The organism is Polaribacter sp. ALD11 (assembly GCF_002831685.1).
Classification (GTDB): domain Bacteria; phylum Bacteroidota; class Bacteroidia; order Flavobacteriales; family Flavobacteriaceae; genus Polaribacter.
This window is the reverse complement of the sequence record NZ_CP025119.1, coordinates 321372-339146: the sequence shown is the minus strand read 5'-3', so window position 1 is coordinate 339146 and position 17775 is coordinate 321372. Positions and strand designations below refer to the sequence as shown.

18 protein-coding genes are annotated in these 17775 nt (G+C 30.8%); 13 read left to right on the top strand and 5 right to left on the bottom strand.

Features of this window, described 5'->3' with window-relative positions:
* Nucleotides 1–179: 179 nt before the first annotated feature.
* From CW731_RS01365 to CW731_RS01355, 3 genes are read right to left on the bottom strand one after another with little or no spacing between them, the layout of a single operon-like run.
* Nucleotides 180–401: a VF530 family DNA-binding protein gene (locus CW731_RS01365; protein WP_100945031.1), complete on the bottom strand. Its 222-nt coding sequence runs from the start codon at nt 399–401 to the stop codon at nt 180–182.
* Nucleotides 401–1066: an NAD(P)H-binding protein gene (locus CW731_RS01360; RefSeq protein ID WP_100945030.1), complete on the bottom strand. Its 666-nt coding sequence runs from the start codon at nt 1064–1066 to the stop codon at nt 401–403. The genes CW731_RS01365 and CW731_RS01360 overlap by 1 nt, the downstream gene beginning before the upstream one ends.
* Nucleotides 1066–2694, bottom strand: coding sequence for an aminopeptidase P N-terminal domain-containing protein (locus CW731_RS01355; protein ID WP_100945029.1), 1629 nt, complete (start codon nt 2692–2694; stop codon nt 1066–1068). Before CW731_RS01355 ends, CW731_RS01360 begins: the two co-directional genes overlap by 1 nt.
* A gap of 132 nt (nt 2695–2826) precedes the next feature.
* Between CW731_RS01355 and gcvT the strand changes: the two genes are divergently transcribed.
* The 10 genes from gcvT to CW731_RS01300 all read left to right on the top strand — a co-directional run bounded on the left by gcvT (nt 2827) and on the right by CW731_RS01300 (nt 12063).
* The gene (gcvT, locus tag CW731_RS01350; protein ID WP_100945028.1) at nt 2827–3912 is read left to right on the top strand and encodes a glycine cleavage system aminomethyltransferase GcvT; all 1086 of its coding nucleotides are present in this window, start codon (nt 2827–2829) and stop codon (nt 3910–3912) included.
* 109 nt (nt 3913–4021) lie between these two features.
* Nucleotides 4022–5137 (top strand): SDR family oxidoreductase, encoded by a 1116-nt coding sequence (locus CW731_RS01345; protein ID WP_100945027.1) that lies wholly within the window; start codon nt 4022–4024, stop codon nt 5135–5137.
* Between the two features lie 31 nt (nt 5138–5168).
* Nucleotides 5169–6167, top strand: coding sequence for a metal-dependent hydrolase (locus CW731_RS01340; RefSeq protein WP_100945026.1), 999 nt, complete (start codon nt 5169–5171; stop codon nt 6165–6167).
* Nucleotides 6168–6563: 396 nt separating this feature from the next.
* Complete coding sequence (locus CW731_RS01330) at nt 6564–7580, top strand: Gfo/Idh/MocA family oxidoreductase (protein WP_100945024.1); 1017 nt, start codon at nt 6564–6566, stop codon at nt 7578–7580.
* Nucleotides 7581–7685: 105 nt separating this feature from the next.
* Nucleotides 7686–8552 carry a YkgJ family cysteine cluster protein gene (locus CW731_RS01325; protein ID WP_100945023.1) on the top strand — a complete coding sequence of 289 codons (867 nt, stop codon included), beginning with the start codon at nt 7686–7688 and terminating at the stop codon, nt 8550–8552.
* A gap of 227 nt (nt 8553–8779) precedes the next feature.
* Nucleotides 8780–9565 (top strand): hypothetical protein, encoded by a 786-nt coding sequence (locus CW731_RS01320; protein ID WP_100945022.1) that lies wholly within the window; start codon nt 8780–8782, stop codon nt 9563–9565.
* Nucleotides 9566–9751: 186 nt separating this feature from the next.
* Nucleotides 9752–10129 (top strand): hypothetical protein, encoded by a 378-nt coding sequence (locus tag CW731_RS01315; RefSeq protein ID WP_100945021.1) that lies wholly within the window; start codon nt 9752–9754, stop codon nt 10127–10129.
* A gap of 71 nt (nt 10130–10200) precedes the next feature.
* The gene (locus CW731_RS01310; protein ID WP_100945020.1) at nt 10201–10611 is read left to right on the top strand and encodes a DoxX family protein; all 411 of its coding nucleotides are present in this window, start codon (nt 10201–10203) and stop codon (nt 10609–10611) included.
* Nucleotides 10608–11030, top strand: coding sequence for a DsrE family protein (locus tag CW731_RS01305; RefSeq protein WP_100945019.1), 423 nt, complete (start codon nt 10608–10610; stop codon nt 11028–11030). The genes CW731_RS01310 and CW731_RS01305 overlap by 4 nt, the downstream gene beginning before the upstream one ends.
* Before the next feature lie 10 nt (nt 11031–11040).
* Entirely contained in the window at nt 11041–12063 is a 1023-nt protein-coding gene (locus CW731_RS01300; RefSeq protein WP_100945018.1) for a TQO small subunit DoxD, read from the top strand.
* A gap of 196 nt (nt 12064–12259) precedes the next feature.
* On the opposite strand, the gene ychF is transcribed toward CW731_RS01300, so the two are convergent.
* Nucleotides 12260–13351, bottom strand: a complete 1092-nt coding sequence (ychF, locus tag CW731_RS01295; protein WP_100945017.1) for a redox-regulated ATPase YchF — start codon at nt 13349–13351, stop codon at nt 12260–12262.
* Between the two features lie 154 nt (nt 13352–13505).
* Between ychF and CW731_RS01290 the strand changes: the two genes are divergently transcribed.
* A complete protein-coding gene (locus tag CW731_RS01290) occupies nt 13506–14999 on the top strand; it encodes a carboxypeptidase-like regulatory domain-containing protein (protein ID WP_100945016.1) in 1494 nt (497 codons plus the stop codon).
* Between the two features lie 63 nt (nt 15000–15062).
* Here CW731_RS01290 and CW731_RS01285 read toward each other — a convergent pair whose 3' ends face one another.
* On the bottom strand, nt 15063–15413 hold the full coding sequence (locus tag CW731_RS01285; protein ID WP_100947590.1) for a 4Fe-4S dicluster domain-containing protein: 351 nt from the start codon (nt 15411–15413) through the stop codon (nt 15063–15065).
* 69 nt (nt 15414–15482) lie between these two features.
* On the opposite strand from CW731_RS01285, the gene CW731_RS01280 reads away from it, so the two are divergent.
* Complete coding sequence (locus CW731_RS01280; protein WP_100945015.1) at nt 15483–16544, top strand: acyl-CoA reductase; 1062 nt, start codon at nt 15483–15485, stop codon at nt 16542–16544.
* Nucleotides 16545–16651: 107 nt separating this feature from the next.
* Entirely contained in the window at nt 16652–17716 is a 1065-nt protein-coding gene (gene serC, locus CW731_RS01275; RefSeq protein ID WP_100945014.1) for a 3-phosphoserine/phosphohydroxythreonine transaminase, read from the top strand.
* Nucleotides 17717–17775: the final 59 nt, after the last annotated feature.

The following is a 17775-nucleotide window of genomic DNA, read 5'->3' as shown; positions in this document are numbered from 1 at the left end:
CTGTGAGTTTTAATAAACTGACAGATTTTTAATTTTATTATTATGAAATTCACTTTTTAATGAAAGCAAAAAGCGGGCAAAAAAGTCTAGCCCTGATTGAACGGTTTGTTTGAGCTCTTTTTTATTCCTTTTTAGGATAAAAAAAGCGAGTAGTGAAAGCAGGAAATAGCTTCAAAAAATTATTTTAACATTGTTTTTTCGTACAATCTTTCTACTTTTTCTCTTGCCCAAGGTGTAGTTCTTAAAAATTTTAAACTCGATTTATACGTAGGATTGTTTTTAAAAGCATTAATATTTAAAAGGTCTCCTAATTCTTCCCAACCATATTCTTTAAAAAGCTGCTCTAAAATAGTAGCTAATTTTATTCCATGCATTGGATTATTGGGTTGTTCTGTATTCATTATTCTGTGGTATTTACTATTGTTAAAATTTTATCTGAACTGATTATTGTCTCAGCATCATGTTTATTTGCAAGTATTTGCATGCAGCTTGCTATTTTCTCGGGATGAATCATTCTGTACTTTTTTAAGCCTCCAATTAATAAAGGATTTAAAACTTTTAAAATTCCTTGTCCTATTTTTTCGCCGAATCTAAACTCTTTTCTATCGCCACCAATTAAAGAAGGTCTTACTATAAAAGTATGTGCTATTTTTTGCTGTAAAACAGCTTGTTCCATTTCTCCTTTTGTTCTGTTATAAAACACAGAACTTTTGGCATCTGCTCCCATGGAAGACATGACTACAAAAGTATGGATATTATTTTGTTTGGCAAGTTTTGCCGCAGTTACTGGAATACCATAATCTATAGATTTGTATAATTCTTTGTCTTTTGTTTTTGAAGCTGTGGTTCCAATACAACAAAAAACTTCATCTGCAATAAACTCATTTTTAGAATCTTCTAATTTTAGTAGATCTATTAAATGTTCTTCAATTTTATCTGAAGTTATAGTTACAGCACTTCTAGAAAAAAGTTTAATTTTTTGATATGATTTGTCTGCTATTAACTTTTCTAAAAGAAGACTACCAGTTAAACCTGTGGCTCCTAAAATTATGGCTGTTTTATTCATTATTTATCTAAATTTGGTAATACAAAATCATCTAAAACAGATTTTTTTGCCATCATTTTTTCGATTTCGTTTACTGTTCTTGGTGCTTCGGATGATAAGTTTACAGGACCGTTTCTAGTTACTAAAATATCATCTTCTATTCTAATTCCGATTCCCCACCATTTTTTATCACACGTACTTCCTTCTGGAATATAAATTCCTGGTTCCATCGTAACCACCATATTTTCTTCAAAATTACCGTAATTCCCTGGATCGTGTACATCTAAACCAATATGATGCGAAGTGCCATGAGGATAATACGGATGTTTTTCATCTACAGATTTTATAATGCCTAATTTATACAAACCTTCATCTACAATTTTCTTAGAAAGTAAATTTGGTTTCGCCATACTTTCTCCAATAACATAAGCAGCAATACCCGCTTCTTGTGCATTATAAACAATCTCATAAATGGCTTTTTGTTCTTTAGAAAATTTACCATTAGCAGGAATTGTACGCGTAACATCTGCTGTATAGCCTCTATATTCTGCACCCAAATCCATTAAAACCAAGTTATTGCCTAACTTCGTTTTACTGTTTTCTATATAATGTAATATACAACCATTGTTTCCTGCGCCAACTATAGACGGATAGCCTTCATATTCTGCGCCATATTTTTTATATACAAATTCATGAATTCCTTGTAATTCCATTTCAGACATGTGGGGTTTCATGGCTTTCATAACTTCTACTTGCCCAATAGCAGAAATACGAACAGCTTTGGTTAATAATTTTAACTCCTCTATTGTCTTTACTTCTCTTAGCGTTGCTAAATTTGCTGATAAAAAAGTGACGTCAATATTTGTTTTAGCGTCTAGTTTTAAGGCTATTTTCTGTTGTAATTCTTTTTTTAAATTGTTATCTGTAGCCTCTTTAAATTTCATTAAATCTTCATCACTTTTTAACGAAGGATCATATGCCAAAGCTCTACCAATTATTTGCGCAACATTGGCACTATTTTCTATGGATGTTGTTTTTACCAACTCATATATTTGTTTTTTTATGGGTGATAAAAAGTTCTTCGGGTTGTATGCTGCTTTTTCTTTAAAAGCGATCACCAAATCATAAACTTCCGAAGTCTCTCTAGCCGAATTTCTATAATCGTCATGGAATTTCTCAATAAAAATTCGATCAAAATTTTTAAAAGTGATGTTTGAATTTACAAACTCATCAGCATTTAATGCCATTTTAAAGCCCAATTCATTTTTTGCCCCTTCAATTCCTAAACGTTTCCCATTCCATTGTTCTGCTCTTTTGTCACGTTTTTGAACGTATAGAATTTCATTATAAGAAACGCCGTTTTCATCAGTTTGCTCATCAGAAAACAACACTAAAACTCCGTTGGGCTCTCTATACCCTGTTAAATAATAAAAATTCGGATCTTGATGAAACACATAATCTACATCATTAGCTCTATTTCTCAACGGATTTGCAAAAACGACCGCAACAGAATTTGTAGGCATTTTCGCACGCAAAGCTTCTCTTCTATTCTTATGAAAGTCTTTTGATAAGAAATCGGTTGGTGTTTGTGAAAATCCGCTAAAAGAAGTTACTAAAAAAGCAACCAAAAGAAATTTAAAATTCTTCATTACAATAGGTTTAGTTGTTGGTTTCTCAAATGTAGCATTAATTCTTTTTAAGTTAAAAAGATTAACAAAATATTAGTGGTTGGTAATTCCGAATTTTTCAATAAATTAGCATAAATTTTAAGAAATCTATCAATGAAAAATATTGCATTACATTCAATTCACGAAAAATTAGGCGCAAAAATAGTTCCTTTTGCTGGTTACAATATGCCTGTACAATATGAAGGCGTTACTGCAGAGCATTTAACAGTTAGAGAAGCTGTTGGTGTTTTCGACGTAAGTCACATGGGAGAATTTTTAGTTAGCGGAGAAAACGCGTTGGCTTTGATACAAAAAGTGACTTCTAATGACGCTTCTAAGCTAGAAATTGGTGATGCACAATACAGCTGTTTTCCGAATAAAGAAAACGGAATAGTAGATGATTTAATCATTTACAAAATTAAAGAAAACGAATATTTATTAGTAGTAAATGCTTCTAATATTGAAAAAGATTGGAATTGGATTTCTTCTTTTAATGAAGAATTTAAAGCCGATTTAAAAGATTTATCTGAAGAATATTCTTTATTAGCAATTCAAGGTCCTAAAACAATGGAAGCAATGCAGCCGTTATCTTCTCTAGACTTGGAGGCAATTCCTTTTTACAAGTTTAAAATTGGTGATTTTGCTGGTGTAGAAAATATAATTATTTCTGCGACTGGTTATACGGGTTCTGGCGGATTCGAAATTTACTGTAAAAATTCTGAAGTTGAACAAGTATGGAAGAAGGTTTTTGAAGCTGGTGCAGCTTACGGAATTAAGCCTATTGGTTTAGCTGCAAGAGATACCTTGCGTTTAGAAATGGGATATTGTTTATATGGTAATGATATTGATGATACTACGTCGCCAATTGAAGCTGGTTTAGGTTGGATTACCAAATTTACCAAAGACTTTGTAAACGCAGAAGCTTTAGCAAAAGAAAAAGAGCACAAACCAGAAAGAAAATTGGTTGCTTTTGAGTTGGATGAAAGAGGAATACCAAGACAAGGCTATGATATTGTAGACGGAAATGGAAATGTTATTGGAAATGTAACTTCTGGTACCATGAGCCCTTGTTTACAAAAAGGGATCGGAATGGGATATGTACCAAGAATTATGTCTAAATCTGGCACACAAATACATATTCAGGTTCGTAAAAAAGCGATTCCTGCAACCATCGTTAAACTTCCTTTCTATAAAGGATAAGTTTTAGCATTAAAAAATAGTAGAAATGGCATTCTCAAAGCTTCGAGAATGCCATTTTTAATTTTAAAAAGGGTATTTTTACTAGTTGAAATACAGCTTAAATATATCTATGAATTGTCTATTAACTGGTGGTGGCGGAATTGTTGGAAGTCACATAATTTTTGAATGGCTACACAAAGCCATTGTAGAGAAAACGGTGCAGCATCTTTTTCTTATTATAAGAGATAATGACAAAACAGCACAACAACGTTTAGTTGCTATTTTAGAAGATGAATCTCGGCCAGAATATTTAAATAGCTTTAGTTTAGAAGCATGTTTAGAAAGAATTACGGTCATTGCGCATGATTTATCAACCATTACTAAAAGTACTTTAGAAAAACATAATTTTAATACGGTTATTCATTGCGCTGGCTCTACAAGTTTATTACATACTACCGATTCTAAAGAGAAAGTACACACGCAAAACTACTTGGTAACAAAGCAACTTTTAGAGCAATTACCAGCAGCCGTAAACCGTTTTATTTACATTAGTACTGCGTATTCTTTTGGAATTCAGGATGAAAAAGTAAATGATAACATTGAAAACTATACTGTTACAGAATTTAGAAATCCGTATGAGCAATCTAAATACGAAAGCGAATTGTATGTAAAAGAAACCTGTAAATTAAAAAATATTACTTCTCAAATTTTAAGACCAAGTATTATTTGCGGTCGTTTATTAGATGCTCCTTTTTATGAAACGCCTAAATTTGATGTTTTCTATTCATGGGCGATGTTTTTAGACAAATATGCAACCAAAGCTACCAAAAACTTTAGAATTTGGATTGATAAGAAAAGTGGATTGAACATTGTTCCTGTAGATTTTGTTTCGAAAGCAATTTTATACGCATTTTTAAATCCTGCTATAAAGGAATTAAATATTGTGAACCCTAAACAGATTTTACACAAAAATTATGTTGGTGCTGTTTTACAGTCTTTTAACATTAATTCTTATGAATATGTAGCTGAAATGCCGAAAAATCTAAATGGTTTTGAGCAGTTATACTACAAAAGTATCGGGAGTCTTTTTGAAAAATATGTATCCGTTCCTGATTTACAATACCATTCTGAACAAATTTTAAAACTGATTAAAACCTTAAAATTAGATGATACTTTAGGAGTTCATGAAAATTTCATGAACTTGATTGACTTTTCAGTTGAAAAAAAATTTAGAAAAAGTTATTAATTAAACAACAAATTAAATACATTTTAAAAAATTGGATTCATTAACTCAAATAGTTTTAGGTGCTGCCATTGGAGAAGCCGTTTTAGGAAGAAAAATTGGTAACAAAGCCATGTTATATGGTGCAATTGCTGGTACAATTCCCGATTTAGATGTACTTTCTGCTTTCTTTACAGATAAAGTTACCGCATTAGAAATTCACAGAGGTTTTACACATTCTATTTTTTTCTCTGTGCTCTTTGCTCCTATTTTTGCGTTTATAGTTACCCGTTATGAGAAATATAAAAACCTTAAAAATTGGTCTTGGTTTTTCTTTTGGACTTTTATAACACATCCTATTTTAGATGCACAAACCACTTGGGGAACGCAACTTTTTTGGCCTTTGGATATTCGCTTAGCCTTCAAAAATATTTTTGTGGTAGATCCTTTATATACCGTTCCGTTTTTGGTGTTTCTAATTTTAGCGATGCGTCAAAAAAAGGAATCGAAAAAAAGACGCTTTTATAATAATTGGGGATTGCTTATTAGCAGTTCTTATCTAATTCTTACCCTTGTTTTAAAAGGGATTTCATATAAAACATTCACCAAAGAACTTTCTGTACAAAATATTATTTATAAAGACATAGAAACAAAACCAACACCATTAAACACTATTTTATGGACGGCAAACGTTGAAACTGAAAACGCTTTCTTAATTGGTCATTCTTCTTTTTTAGATAAGAATCCGATTGCCTTTTCTAGCTATCCTAAAAATCATGAGTTATTAGGTGATTTGGCAAAACATCCTAAAGTAAAAAGAATGATTGCTATTTCTAAAGGTTGGTACACCATCAATAAAAAAGACGACATTTTATATTTTAACGACTTACGTTTTGGTGCACTAAGCATGCAACCTAATGCTGAAAACTTCGTTTTTAAATACAAGATTGAAGTGGATGCAAACGGAACTCCGTTTTTTATTGAAGAGCCTAAAGAAAAAAGTGATGGTAAAAAATTATTGTCTGAATTGTGGGAAAGGATTAAGGGGAATTAAGATACTTCTAATAATATTTTACTTCATAAAATCATAGCTAAATTAACTCTAATTTATGCTTATTTTTTGAAACCTCCCTTGTTTTGTAGACAAGTAAGCATAGTTGCTCATATTTACATTGGTTATCTTTATAAAGTAATTTTTTCTTACTTACTCTCTCAAAGGTGATATTATTTGGAAGTTGTAAATCATTAACAGAATTAAGAAAAAAACCTTTCATTTGGTGCTTAAAGTAAAATTATTATATTTCTGATAGTATCAAATGATACTATCAACGATGTTCCAACCTTCAAATAACATCCTCAATTTAAAATTAACAACTAGACAAAACAACGTGTATTAAAATTGCTATATTTGAATAATACCAAAAAATTAAAAAAAATAAATCAATATTAAATGACCAAAACCCCAATAAAAACAGGAATATTATCTTTCGGAATGTCCGGACAAGTATTTCATTCTCCTTTTTTAAATGAACATAACAATTTTGAATTAAGTGCCGTTGTAGAAAGAACTAAAAAAAAGGCACATCTTATATATCCAGAGATAAAAAGTTACAATACTATTGATGCACTTTTAGAAGATTCAGAGATAGAATTAGTCATTGTTAATACTCCAAATCCTACTCATTTTGAGTTTGCTTTAAAAGCATTAAAAGCAAAGAAACATGTGTTGCTAGAAAAACCTTTTACGGTAAATTCTTTAGACGCAAAGAAATTATTTGAAGCTGCAAAAAAATACAATTGTGAGGTACTTCCCTATCAAAACAGACGGTACGATAGTGATTTTTTATCAGTAAAAAGTGTATTAGAATCTGGAAAATTAGGAAAATTAGTAGAATTTCACCTTCGTTATGATCGCTATAAATATGTTATTGGCGAGAAAGTCACCAAAGAAACACAAGTTCCGGGTAGTGGTTTAGCTTATGATTTAGGTCCGCATTTGCTAGATGCAGCAATTTCTATTTTCGGAATTCCACTTAAATGGACTAAAAATTTGGGTCATTTTCGTCCAAACACTAAGGTAGACGATTATGCTCACTTTCATTTACTATATCCAGAAGGTCTGCAAGTTTTTATTACAACAAGTATGTTGGTTTCAGAGCCACAACCTGCATTTATTTTACACGGAACAAAAGGTTCTTATATAAAACAGCGCGCAGATGTTCAAGAAAAACAATTATTGGAAGGCATGATTCCTTCGAATCCGTTATTTGGTATAGAAGAACCTAGCAAACAAGGTGTTTTAACATCCATTACAACGGAAGGAATAAAGAAACAGGAACCTATAATTTCTAAAAAATCTTCTTATATGCACGTGTTTGATGACGTGTACAACACCATTAGAGAAGGAAAACCGTATCCAGTAACAGCACAACAAGTGATACAGCAATTAGAAATTTTAGAAGCTTAAAACTAGTTTGTAAAACTTTCGCTATCGTTTAACCACAAGGTTACTATTAATCTTTAGCTTTGTGGTTATTCCATTTAATAAAACCATTACAAATCAATCTTAATAATGCAAACAACAAAACTAAGCGCTCAAAGTATATTACCTCTTACCTGCTCTCGAGCCGGAACTTGTTGTTTTGGGAAGGCTGTTATGTTAAATCCTTGGGAGTTATTACGCTTTAGTAAAGAGAAAAAAATTACTGCACGAGCATTTCGAGATTTGTATTCAGATTTTGGCGGTATTCGACTAACTTTCAACGGGAAAGAAGATAAAAAAGGACAAAAATCTTGTAGTCAATATATAGAAAATGTAGGTTGTAGTGTTCACCAAGGTCGCCCATTAGCATGTCGTTTGTATCCATTAGGGCGTCAAATACAATTTGATGAAGCACATTATATTTATGAAGGGAACCAATTTCCTTGTTTAACAGATTGCGCAGAAGTTTTAAATTTACCTAAATTAAGTGTAGGTGAATATCTAAAAGGACAAGATGCGGCTCCTTTTGAAAAAGCGCAAGATGCCTATTTGCTCATCATGCAAAACATCGCAGATATTGCTTTTGAGTTATTACTAGAATCTGGTTTGGCGGCTTCCGGAGATACCAAAACATTAGCCGTTTGGGGAGAAATGGGCAACGAGCTTCCAGAAATTTTAGCAGAAAGAATTGGCAAAGAATGGATGGATAGTTTGATGATTCCTGAAATAACAACAGACACGGAGAACCCGGTTACTTTCGCTCAAAAACACAATGATTTGCTATTATTAAAAGCACAAGAAAATTTTGGGAGTTTACAAACACTTGCAGAACTTCACGAAGCTTCTGTACTTATAATGGGGGTGGCACTGCATTTATCTAGAGGTTTAGGTGCAGACACAAAAGGGATTGCAGAACATTGGATAGAAATTGCAAAAAGTAATGGTGCTAAAGCGTAATATCTATTGAAAACCTAAAAATTATCGCTTCTTTAAAAATTGAATATTTCTGTTTATCTAAAGACCGATTTTCACATGAAACCTATTTTCGAATACATAAATATCGATTCGATTTTTTGTTTGAATAAATTATTTCATTTTATATATAAAAAAAGAAAACTAATTTGTAAGGATTCAAATAATGATGCGATTATTGAATATATTACTAACGTATCTTAAAACATCACATGAAAAAAACTATTATTACATTATTTGCAGGTTTAGTACTTACTGTAAGTTGTAAAAAATCGCCAGCAGCCACGAAACAAATTGAAGAGAAACCTGTTGAAAAAACCTTTTCTCAAAAAATTGAAGTAGCACATAAAAAAGATGCATTTTTAACCCATGAAGCGATACAATTTGATGCGTTAATTGAATTTGGAGGAAATGAAATTTTTGATGCAAAAGTTACTGTTTCTACAACATCTGATTTGGCACAAATTACTTACAAGAACGGTGATGAAATTTATATAAATAAAGAAACTATTTTTGTTTCTCCTAGCTTAAAAGATAATCCGGGAGTTCGTTTTCATGCATATACTTGGAGTTATTTCTTCCTTTTTCCTTATAAATTAAATGATAATGGAACAAAATGGAATGCTAATTTCAAAACAAAAGAAGTCAATCCTATTTTTGACATAGCAAAACTAACTTTCGGAGCAAATATTGGTGATGCACCAGATGATTGGTATATTGTATACAAGAATAAAAACACCCATCTTTTAGAACATGCTGCTTATATTGTTACTGCGGGCAAAACCAAAGAGGCGGCAGAAGCAGATCCGCATGCGATAAAATACCAAGATTATAAAATGGTAGATGGTATTCCGTTTGCTTCAAATTGGGGTTATTATGGCTGGAATATCGAAACAGGGTTAGCTGATAAAATAGGAAGTGCTACAATTACTAATATTAAATTTGTTGAAGGTTTTAGAAATAATTTTTCTATTCCTAAAAACTTTTTAAAGAAGTAATTATCCTTTAAAATACTTTAAGAACTCACTATCAAGAAATTTGGTAGTGAGTTTTTTTTTATAGATAATATGTTCATATCATTACTTTATTACCTTAACATGCGAACCTCGTATTGGTTTAAGTTTTCACATTATATTAAGACAATAATAACACTTTGCCATTTAAACTTTATGTAAGTTTGAATCGTGAAACAAAAAGTAAACATTAAAACAATAATCAATATACTTCCAATTTTGGGGTTGGCATTATTGCTGTTGCTTTCACCTTGTAAAGTTCGAAACTTTATCGAAGCAGAGCTTGGCATTCCACAAACGGAAGTCTCTAGTTTGAACAAAACGACCATTAGCAATTCTAACTGTGCTGACTTAAATAGTACCAATAGAACTATCGTTCAGAAAAATTCGCATTCAAAAAATTTACCTGCAATTTTAGCCGACTTAAAGTTGACTTTCTATGTATCTGATTTTTCTAGTAGCTACATTCATCCCCCTGAAGTAAGAAAGCACTCTACATCCACAGTTCCACTCTATATTTTATATCAGAATTTTAAAGATTACCTATAATTAACCTTTTTTTCAGGAAATATAATCAGTTTACAACAACTGATATTGTATTAATTTATAGATCATCTAAAATGAAATTTCAAGAAAAAACACTTGAAGTGAACTACAAATCTGTGGTTATACTTCGTATTATGCTTAGCTTAATTTTTATCGTAGCAAGTACTAGCCATTTTTTTAATACCCAAAAAACCGTAAATAGAATAGAACAAGCTAATATGGGATTTATCGGTAACATTTTTGGATCTCCAGAAATAGCCGTAATTATTTCTGGTATTGTAATGGGTATTGCAAGTATTTCTCTACTTATTGGTTTTAAAACACGAATTGCAGCAATGCTACTAATCGCTATTTTAATACCAATTACTTTAACAATTCAAGTCGGGCAAATGACAACCTTAGGTCCCCTTTTTAAAAATGTAGCCCTACTTGGCGGGTTATTATTTTTTAGTATCAATTCAACTTTAAAAACTCAAAAACAATGAAAAATTCAATTCTAATTATAACAACTTTGTTCCTTTTATTATTTGGAACAACCCAATTAGTAGCTCAAAATTTTAATCTGAAAAAGAATAATTATTTAGTCCTTTCTAAAAACATTCAACAGCTTAAACCTGTTATGTTAGCCGCAAAATCTTTAGAGATAGAAGAAGACAAAAAATATGGCGATTTCTACATTATCCTTTGCGGAAAAACAGTAAATAACATTCCTAATAACCCTGATTTTAGAGCACTTTTAAATGAAGCTACAAAACAAAATATAAAAGTTTTTGCATGTGGTATTTCGCTTCAAAAATTTAATATAAGTCAAGATCAACTGCCTAAGAACATCAAAATTACAGAAAATGGCATTTTATATGGACTACAATTAACAAAAAAAGGATTTACCTCAATAACTATATAAGCAATTCAAAATGAAAAATATCAGTATAAAAAATGATGCAGGCTTATTAGTGCTAGCAGTGAGATTAGTAATCGGTTGGACGTATTTTTCTGCCTTTTGGAGAAGAACAATATTAGCCAATAAACTAGACCCAGAAGTGGCTGGGTATATTGGTGAAAAATTCAACCACTTTTTACCCAACGCATTAGGTATTAAACCAATAATTCTTTACTTAGTAGAAAATCCGGACATGCTTTGGCTAAGTATGGTAATTTTTACAATAGTTGAAGGTATTGTTGGCTTTTTTATCTTATTTGGCTTGTTTACTAGAGCTATGAGTATCGCTGTTTTTGGCTTAGCCATGGGTATTCTTCTTGGTTCTGGATGGATTGGTACAACATGTCTAGATGAATGGCAAATTGGTGTCTTAGGGATTGCTACAGGTTTTACGTTGTTTTTAACAGGAAGTGGCAAATATTCTGTAGACAATTATTTAATGAAAAATAATTTTGCAATCACTAAAAAGAAATGGTTTCCGTGGATAGGATCTGGAATCTTACCTATTAAAGATCGTATATTCTCTAAAGTGGTACTTATTGGTTCTTTACTTATTTTTGGAATGACTTTAATGACCAACCAAATATTTCATGGAGGACTTTGGGGAACGCTTCACAACAAATCTGTGAAACCAAAACTCGAAATTACAGAAGGTAGCATTAACAATAGCACACTATCTTTTGATGTATTTAGAACGGAAGGTGTAGATGTTTATGGTTCTTGGCTTATCGGTATTGAGTTAACTGATAAACAAAACAATATAGTACTAGAATACACTCAGGAAGATTTAGCTTCTTTAGACAAAGAAAGTATTTCAAACTATTATGTAGCTAAAATAAAACCAGGCAAACATAGCTTGATTATTCCGCTAGGAGCAAAAGCAAAGTTGAATTTAAAAAATGAAGCCTTGTTAAAATTAACCAAAGGTAGCTATATTTTAAAAATGACAGATATCAGTGGTGCATACTGGAAGCATGAAATATCGATAACTAATTAAGTTAAAATTAAGATGTAAAAAAATAGCAGTTTGAATATAAAACTAAACTGCTATTATTTATAGAACTAAATATTTTTATTTATGTAAAATGTTGTCCATTTTATAAAAAGCATATAACGATAGCAAAAAATAAATGCGCATAAAAAATCCCCATGATTTCTCATGGGGATTTTTAATTTTTATATTTTAAAAATAATTACACGTTAAAACGGAAGTGCATTACATCACCATCTTTAACAATGTACTCCTTACCTTCTACTCTCATTTTACCTGCTTCTTTTACTTTTGCTTCAGAACCATAAGTTACAAAATCTTCATATGCAATAGTTTCTGCTCTAATAAAACCTTTTTCGAAATCTGTATGAATAACTCCCGCAGCTTGTGGTGCAGTAGAACCAATAGGAATTGTCCAAGCTCTTACTTCTTTTACACCCGCCGTAAAATACGTTTGTAAATTTAATAATTTATAGGCAGAACGAACCAATCTAGCAACACCAGCTTCTTCTAAACCAATATCTGCTAAAAACATTTGTCTTTCTTCGTAGTCTTCTAACTCTGTAATATCTGCTTCTGTAGCTACTGCTAAAACAATTACTTCTGCATTTTCATCTTTTACAGCTTCTCTTACTTTTTCTACATAGGCATTTCCTGAAACAGCAGAATCTTCATCAACATTACAAACATATAACACTGGTTTTAAAGTAATGAATTGCAAAGGTGCTACAAATTCCATTTCTTTCTCAGAAAACTCTAATGTTCTTACAGAAACTCCTTTTAATAGAGTTTCTTCAATTTTTAACAAAACAACCAATTCTGCTTGTGCCTCTTTATTACCTGTTTTTGCCGTTCTTTTTACGCGTTCTAAACGTTTTTCAACCGCTTCTAAATCTTTAAGTTGCAATTCGATATCAATCGTTTCTTTATCTCTAACAGGATCTACAGATTCATCTACATGAATAATATTATCGTTATCGAAACAACGTATTACATGTAAAAGCGCATCTGTTTCTCTAATATTTGCCAAAAACTGATTTCCTAAACCTTCTCCTTTACTTGCTCCTTTTACAAGTCCTGCAATATCTACAATCTCTACAGTTGCAGTTAAAACTCTCTCAGGGTTTACCAGTTCTTCTAACTTTTCAATTCTTTTGTCTGGTACATTTACCACACCTAAATTTGGTTCAATCGTACAAAAAGGAAAGTTAGCACTTTGCGCTTTTGCATTTGATAAACAATTAAATAAAGTTGATTTTCCTACGTTTGGTAATCCTACAATTCCGGCTTTCATGTCTATAAATTTTAAACGATAAGAATAGAATTAACATAAATTAGGTTAATCTTCTTAAAATTTTGAGAAGGCAAAGATAATACTTTGTTAAATTTATTGGTCTATTTATTCAGGAATTAAAATTTGCTTTACATTTCTGAGTAAATAAAATTCTATGCATCTAAAATTACACTTAATTTTTTTATTTTTCTTTGGAAGTTTTGCTATTTATGCACAAAAAACAACAGGAAAAATATTTTCAAAAAACTTAAACCAACCAATTGAAAAAGTTGCAATTGCTACAAATATTCGCACGGGAACAATATCTAATAAACTCGGAGAATTTAAGCTAGATTTAAAGAATGTAGAAACAATTACTTTTTCTTTTTTAGGTTACGAAACAAAAACATTTTCTGTTCATGATTTAAAAAATTTAGGCTTTACTGTTTATTTATCTGAAACTGTAAACCAATTAAATGAGATTGAATTAAAAATCGCTAAAATCTCTTTAGAGTCGTTAATTTCTAAAACGATAGACAGTATGAAAAAGAATTACATTTCTAGAGCTGTAAAACAAAATTTTTATGTTTTTGAAAAACAAAAAATGGCTTTTCAAAAACTAGCGCTAGACCTAAAATCTAGCTCTTTACTAAATAGAAAAAACAGAAAATTAGCACAGAACGAACTTCAAAGTTTTTCGAATTATTTAAAAGTCAACAGCCCAGAATTTACAAAAGAATTTGTTGGCGTTATTTCTTCCAAAGAAATTTTAAATAAAAAAATAGGTAAGACTTTTAAACTGAATAAAATTGATACCGTCATAGGCTATAAAAAAAATGATATTGGTAAAGGAATCACTATAAATAACATTCAAGACAAACTTCAAAATATAATTTTAAAACATTTAAGAAATGATAAAACGTATAAAATTAAAACAGGTTTATTTAAAGTAGAAGATTCTTTGTCTTTTAAAGAGCTTTCTAAAAAAAATGATTCTATACAAAAAGATAATTCTTATGGTGAATTTAGAGTAACAAGCAATAAAAGAGCCGCAGAAGTAAAGGGTTTATTTTTTAAAAATGAAGATGAACACAACTTCTTAAATGGTACATATTACCATCAAAAATTAGAGAAAAATGAAATTATTAAAGGACAAAAAATGTATGTAGTTTCGTTTAAACCGAGAAAGTCTAAATCTAAATTCTCTGGCAAGGTATATATAAACCCCTATGATTTTACTGTAAAAAAGCTCATTTATAAGTATGCAAAAGGAAAACGCGGAGAACACGTAAACTTAAAATGGCTTTTGGGTATTAAGTATTCTGAGAATGAAAACTCAACTATATTACTTTATAAAAAGAATGAAATAGGTAAGGTTTATGCCTCTTATTTTAAACAAACTATTAAAAATTATGCTTACATAAATAGGCCTATAAAATTCATAGAAAACTCTAAAGAAAAAGAGAAAGTAAAATTTAATATTAAGGTTGAAGTAATTATGAATGAAATAACAGAAGTGCTGCTAAACAACACAACTTATATACTTAAAGAATCTATTACAACCAACAAAAAAGAAGATTTCAGTAGAAGAAAACAATATATTTCAAAAGAAACCTATCTCGCTTCCCATTGGAAAAACAGAAAATTAATTGATATTTATCTGAAATAAGTTCAATAAAAAAATCCCGAGTTTAAAACTCGGGATTTTAATTTTATACTTAGTTAAGATGTATTAATCGTTATGCATAAACTTCTGTTTCGCTAACAATTCTTCTTCTGTCTCTACATTGTCATCATCTGGCACACAACAATCTACAGGGCAAACTGCAGCACATTGTGGCTCTTCGTGAAAACCTTTACACTCTGTACATTTATCTGCAACAATGAAATAGATTTCATCTGAAATGGGTTCTTGCGTTTCATCTGCGTTTACAGACTTACCATTTGGTAAAACAGCCTTTCCTTCTAAATCTGTTCCTTCTGAATATTTCCAATCGTCTGCGCCTTCATAAATTGCAGTATTTGGACATTCTGGTTCACATGCTCCACAATTTATACATTCATCTGTTATTATAATTGCCATAATTTTCTTTTCTGTTTTGTACCTTTGCAATTGCAAAAATAACGCCAAAATTAGTTACAACCAAAATAAATGGATAGTATTCAAAATAGAATTACTGCTTTTATAAAATTAGGAGCTTTTTTAAGTCAGTTTTCTCAAGAAAAATTTGATAAAATTGAAGGAATAGAACATAATGATTTGTTTTTTGATGGTTTTAAACATCAAATAAAAATAGCACAAGAGAAAAACTCTTGGTTTACAAAAGAGAATATTGTTTTTGCTTTAGGAAGTTGGTCTAGAGCACTCACAAAAAACAACCTAGAAGAATGGGTTTCTAAAAATAAGTTACAAATAGAATCTCCCAAAACAGTTGCCATTGTTATGGCAGGAAATATTCCTGTAGTAGGTTTTCATGATTTCTTATCGGTTTTAATTTCTGGTCACTCCGTTTTGGTAAAACAATCTTCTAATGATAAACACTTGTTGCCTTTTTTAGCTAAATATTTAGAATATATAGATGAGTATTTTAAGGGAAAAATTACTTTTACTGAACAAAAAATAGAAAATTTTGATGCTGTAATTGCCACTGGAAGCGATAATACCGCGCGTTATTTTGAATATTATTTTAAAGACAAGCCTAATATCATCAGAAAAAGTAGAAATTCTGTTGCTGTTATTACAGGTAAAGAAACAGAAGAAGATTTACAGAAATTATCGGATGATGTTTTTACCTATTTCGGCTTGGGGTGTAGATCTGTTTCTAAAATCTATGTACCAAAAGAGTATGATTTTAACAATTTCTTTAATGGAATGTTCGTTAAGAAAGACATTATAAATAATGCAAAATATGCCAATAATTACGATTATAACAAGGCTGTTTATTTAATGAGTTTGTTCGATTTGTTGGAAAACGGATTTTTAATGATCAAAGAAGATGAGAGTTACTCCTCGCCTATTGCTACGATTTTTTATGAATATTATGACAATGAAATCGATTTAAAAATAAAATTACATCAAGACAAAGAAAAAATTCAATGTATTGTTGCCAAAAACTTTATAGAAAATGAAGTTGGTTTTGGTCAAACTCAAAATCCTAATTTATGGGATTATGCAGACGGAGTGAATACGTTGGAATTTTTATCAAAAATATAACCCTCGCAGCGGGATTTTTAAATTAATCGCGAAAACTCAATATTTTTCGCAAAGTTCACTAAGCTATTCAACGTTGAATTAAAATATTAAATTTTGAACTTAATACTATGAAAAAACATAATTTTAGTGCAGGACCTTGTATTCTTCCGCAAGAAGTGTTACAAAAAGCATCTGAAGCAATTCTTAATTTTAATAATGACGATTTATCTTTAATCGAAATTTCTCACAGAAGCGAATCTTTTGTGGCGGTTATAGAAAAGGCAAGATCTTTAGCGTTAGAGTTGTTAGGTTTAGAAAATAAAGGCTATCAAGCAATTTTTTTACAAGGTGGCGCAAGTTTACAGTTTTTAATGGTTGCTTATAATTTATTAAATAAAAAAGCAGCGTATTTAAACACTGGTACTTGGGCAGACAAAGCCATTAAAGAAGCAACAGCTTTTGGTGAAGTGCTAGAGGTTGGTGCTTCTAAAGACAAAGGGTACAATTACATTCCTAAAGGATATGCAATACCAAAAGACGTAGATTATTTTCACTGTACTAGTAACAATACCGTTGCAGGAACACAGATGAAAGAATTTCCAGAAACAACCGTTCCTTTGGTTTGCGACATGAGTTCAGATATTTTTTCTCGTCAGTTAGATTTCGAAAAGTTCGATTTAATTTACGCGGGTGCACAAAAAAACATGGGGCCTGCAGGAGCAACTTTAGTGATTATTAAAGAAGAAATTTTAGGAAAAGTAGAAAGACACATTCCTTCTATGTTGAATTATCAAATTCATATCGACAAAGACAGTATGTTTAATACACCTTCCGTTTTTGCTGTATATGTTTCTATGTTAACGCTACAGTGGTTAAAAGATACAGGCGGAATTCAATTTATTGAAGAAGTCAACAACAAAAAAGCGGCACTTTTATATGCAGAAATTGATAGAAATCCGCTTTTTAAAGGAATTGTAGCAAAAGAAGATAGAAGTATCATGAACGCTACTTTTACATTAACAGATGCTTCTTTAACAGAAACGTTTGATAAAATGTGGACTGCAGCAGGAATTAACGGTTTAAATGGCCACAGAAGTGTAGGTGGTTACAGAGCAAGTATGTACAATGCGCTACCTTTGTATAGTGTACAAACTTTGGTGGATGTAATGCAAGAATTAGAAAGAAAAAATTAAAATAATAATTTGAAGTTTTAAAAAATATACTATTTTTTTAAGGTTTCAATTTTTGAATG

Excerpts from the sequence above, each read along its gene's own strand:
- CW731_RS01310 (WP_100945020.1), top strand. The coding sequence starts at position 10,201 with ATGAAATTTCAAGAAAAAACACTTGAAGTGAACTACAAATCTGTGGTT.
- CW731_RS01280 (WP_100945015.1), top strand. The coding sequence starts at position 15,483 with ATGGATAGTATTCAAAATAGAATTACTGCTTTTATAAAATTAGGAGCT.
- CW731_RS01360 (WP_100945030.1), bottom strand. The coding sequence starts at position 1,066 with ATGAATAAAACAGCCATAATTTTAGGAGCCACAGGTTTAACTGGTAGT.
- CW731_RS01290 (WP_100945016.1), top strand. The coding sequence starts at position 13,506 with ATGCATCTAAAATTACACTTAATTTTTTTATTTTTCTTTGGAAGTTTT.
- gcvT (WP_100945028.1), top strand. The coding sequence starts at position 2,827 with ATGAAAAATATTGCATTACATTCAATTCACGAAAAATTAGGCGCAAAA.
- CW731_RS01365 (WP_100945031.1), bottom strand. The coding sequence starts at position 401 with ATGAATACAGAACAACCCAATAATCCAATGCATGGAATAAAATTAGCT.
- ychF (WP_100945017.1), bottom strand. The coding sequence starts at position 13,351 with ATGAAAGCCGGAATTGTAGGATTACCAAACGTAGGAAAATCAACTTTA.
- CW731_RS01345 (WP_100945027.1), top strand. The coding sequence starts at position 4,022 with ATGAATTGTCTATTAACTGGTGGTGGCGGAATTGTTGGAAGTCACATA.
- CW731_RS01305 (WP_100945019.1), top strand. The coding sequence starts at position 10,608 with ATGAAAAATTCAATTCTAATTATAACAACTTTGTTCCTTTTATTATTT.
- CW731_RS01330 (WP_100945024.1), top strand. The coding sequence starts at position 6,564 with ATGACCAAAACCCCAATAAAAACAGGAATATTATCTTTCGGAATGTCC.
- CW731_RS01285 (WP_100947590.1), bottom strand. The coding sequence starts at position 15,413 with ATGGCAATTATAATAACAGATGAATGTATAAATTGTGGAGCATGTGAA.
- CW731_RS01325 (WP_100945023.1), top strand. The coding sequence starts at position 7,686 with ATGCAAACAACAAAACTAAGCGCTCAAAGTATATTACCTCTTACCTGC.
- serC (WP_100945014.1), top strand. The coding sequence starts at position 16,652 with ATGAAAAAACATAATTTTAGTGCAGGACCTTGTATTCTTCCGCAAGAA.
- CW731_RS01300 (WP_100945018.1), top strand. The coding sequence starts at position 11,041 with ATGAAAAATATCAGTATAAAAAATGATGCAGGCTTATTAGTGCTAGCA.
- CW731_RS01320 (WP_100945022.1), top strand. The coding sequence starts at position 8,780 with ATGAAAAAAACTATTATTACATTATTTGCAGGTTTAGTACTTACTGTA.
- CW731_RS01355 (WP_100945029.1), bottom strand. The coding sequence starts at position 2,694 with ATGAAGAATTTTAAATTTCTTTTGGTTGCTTTTTTAGTAACTTCTTTT.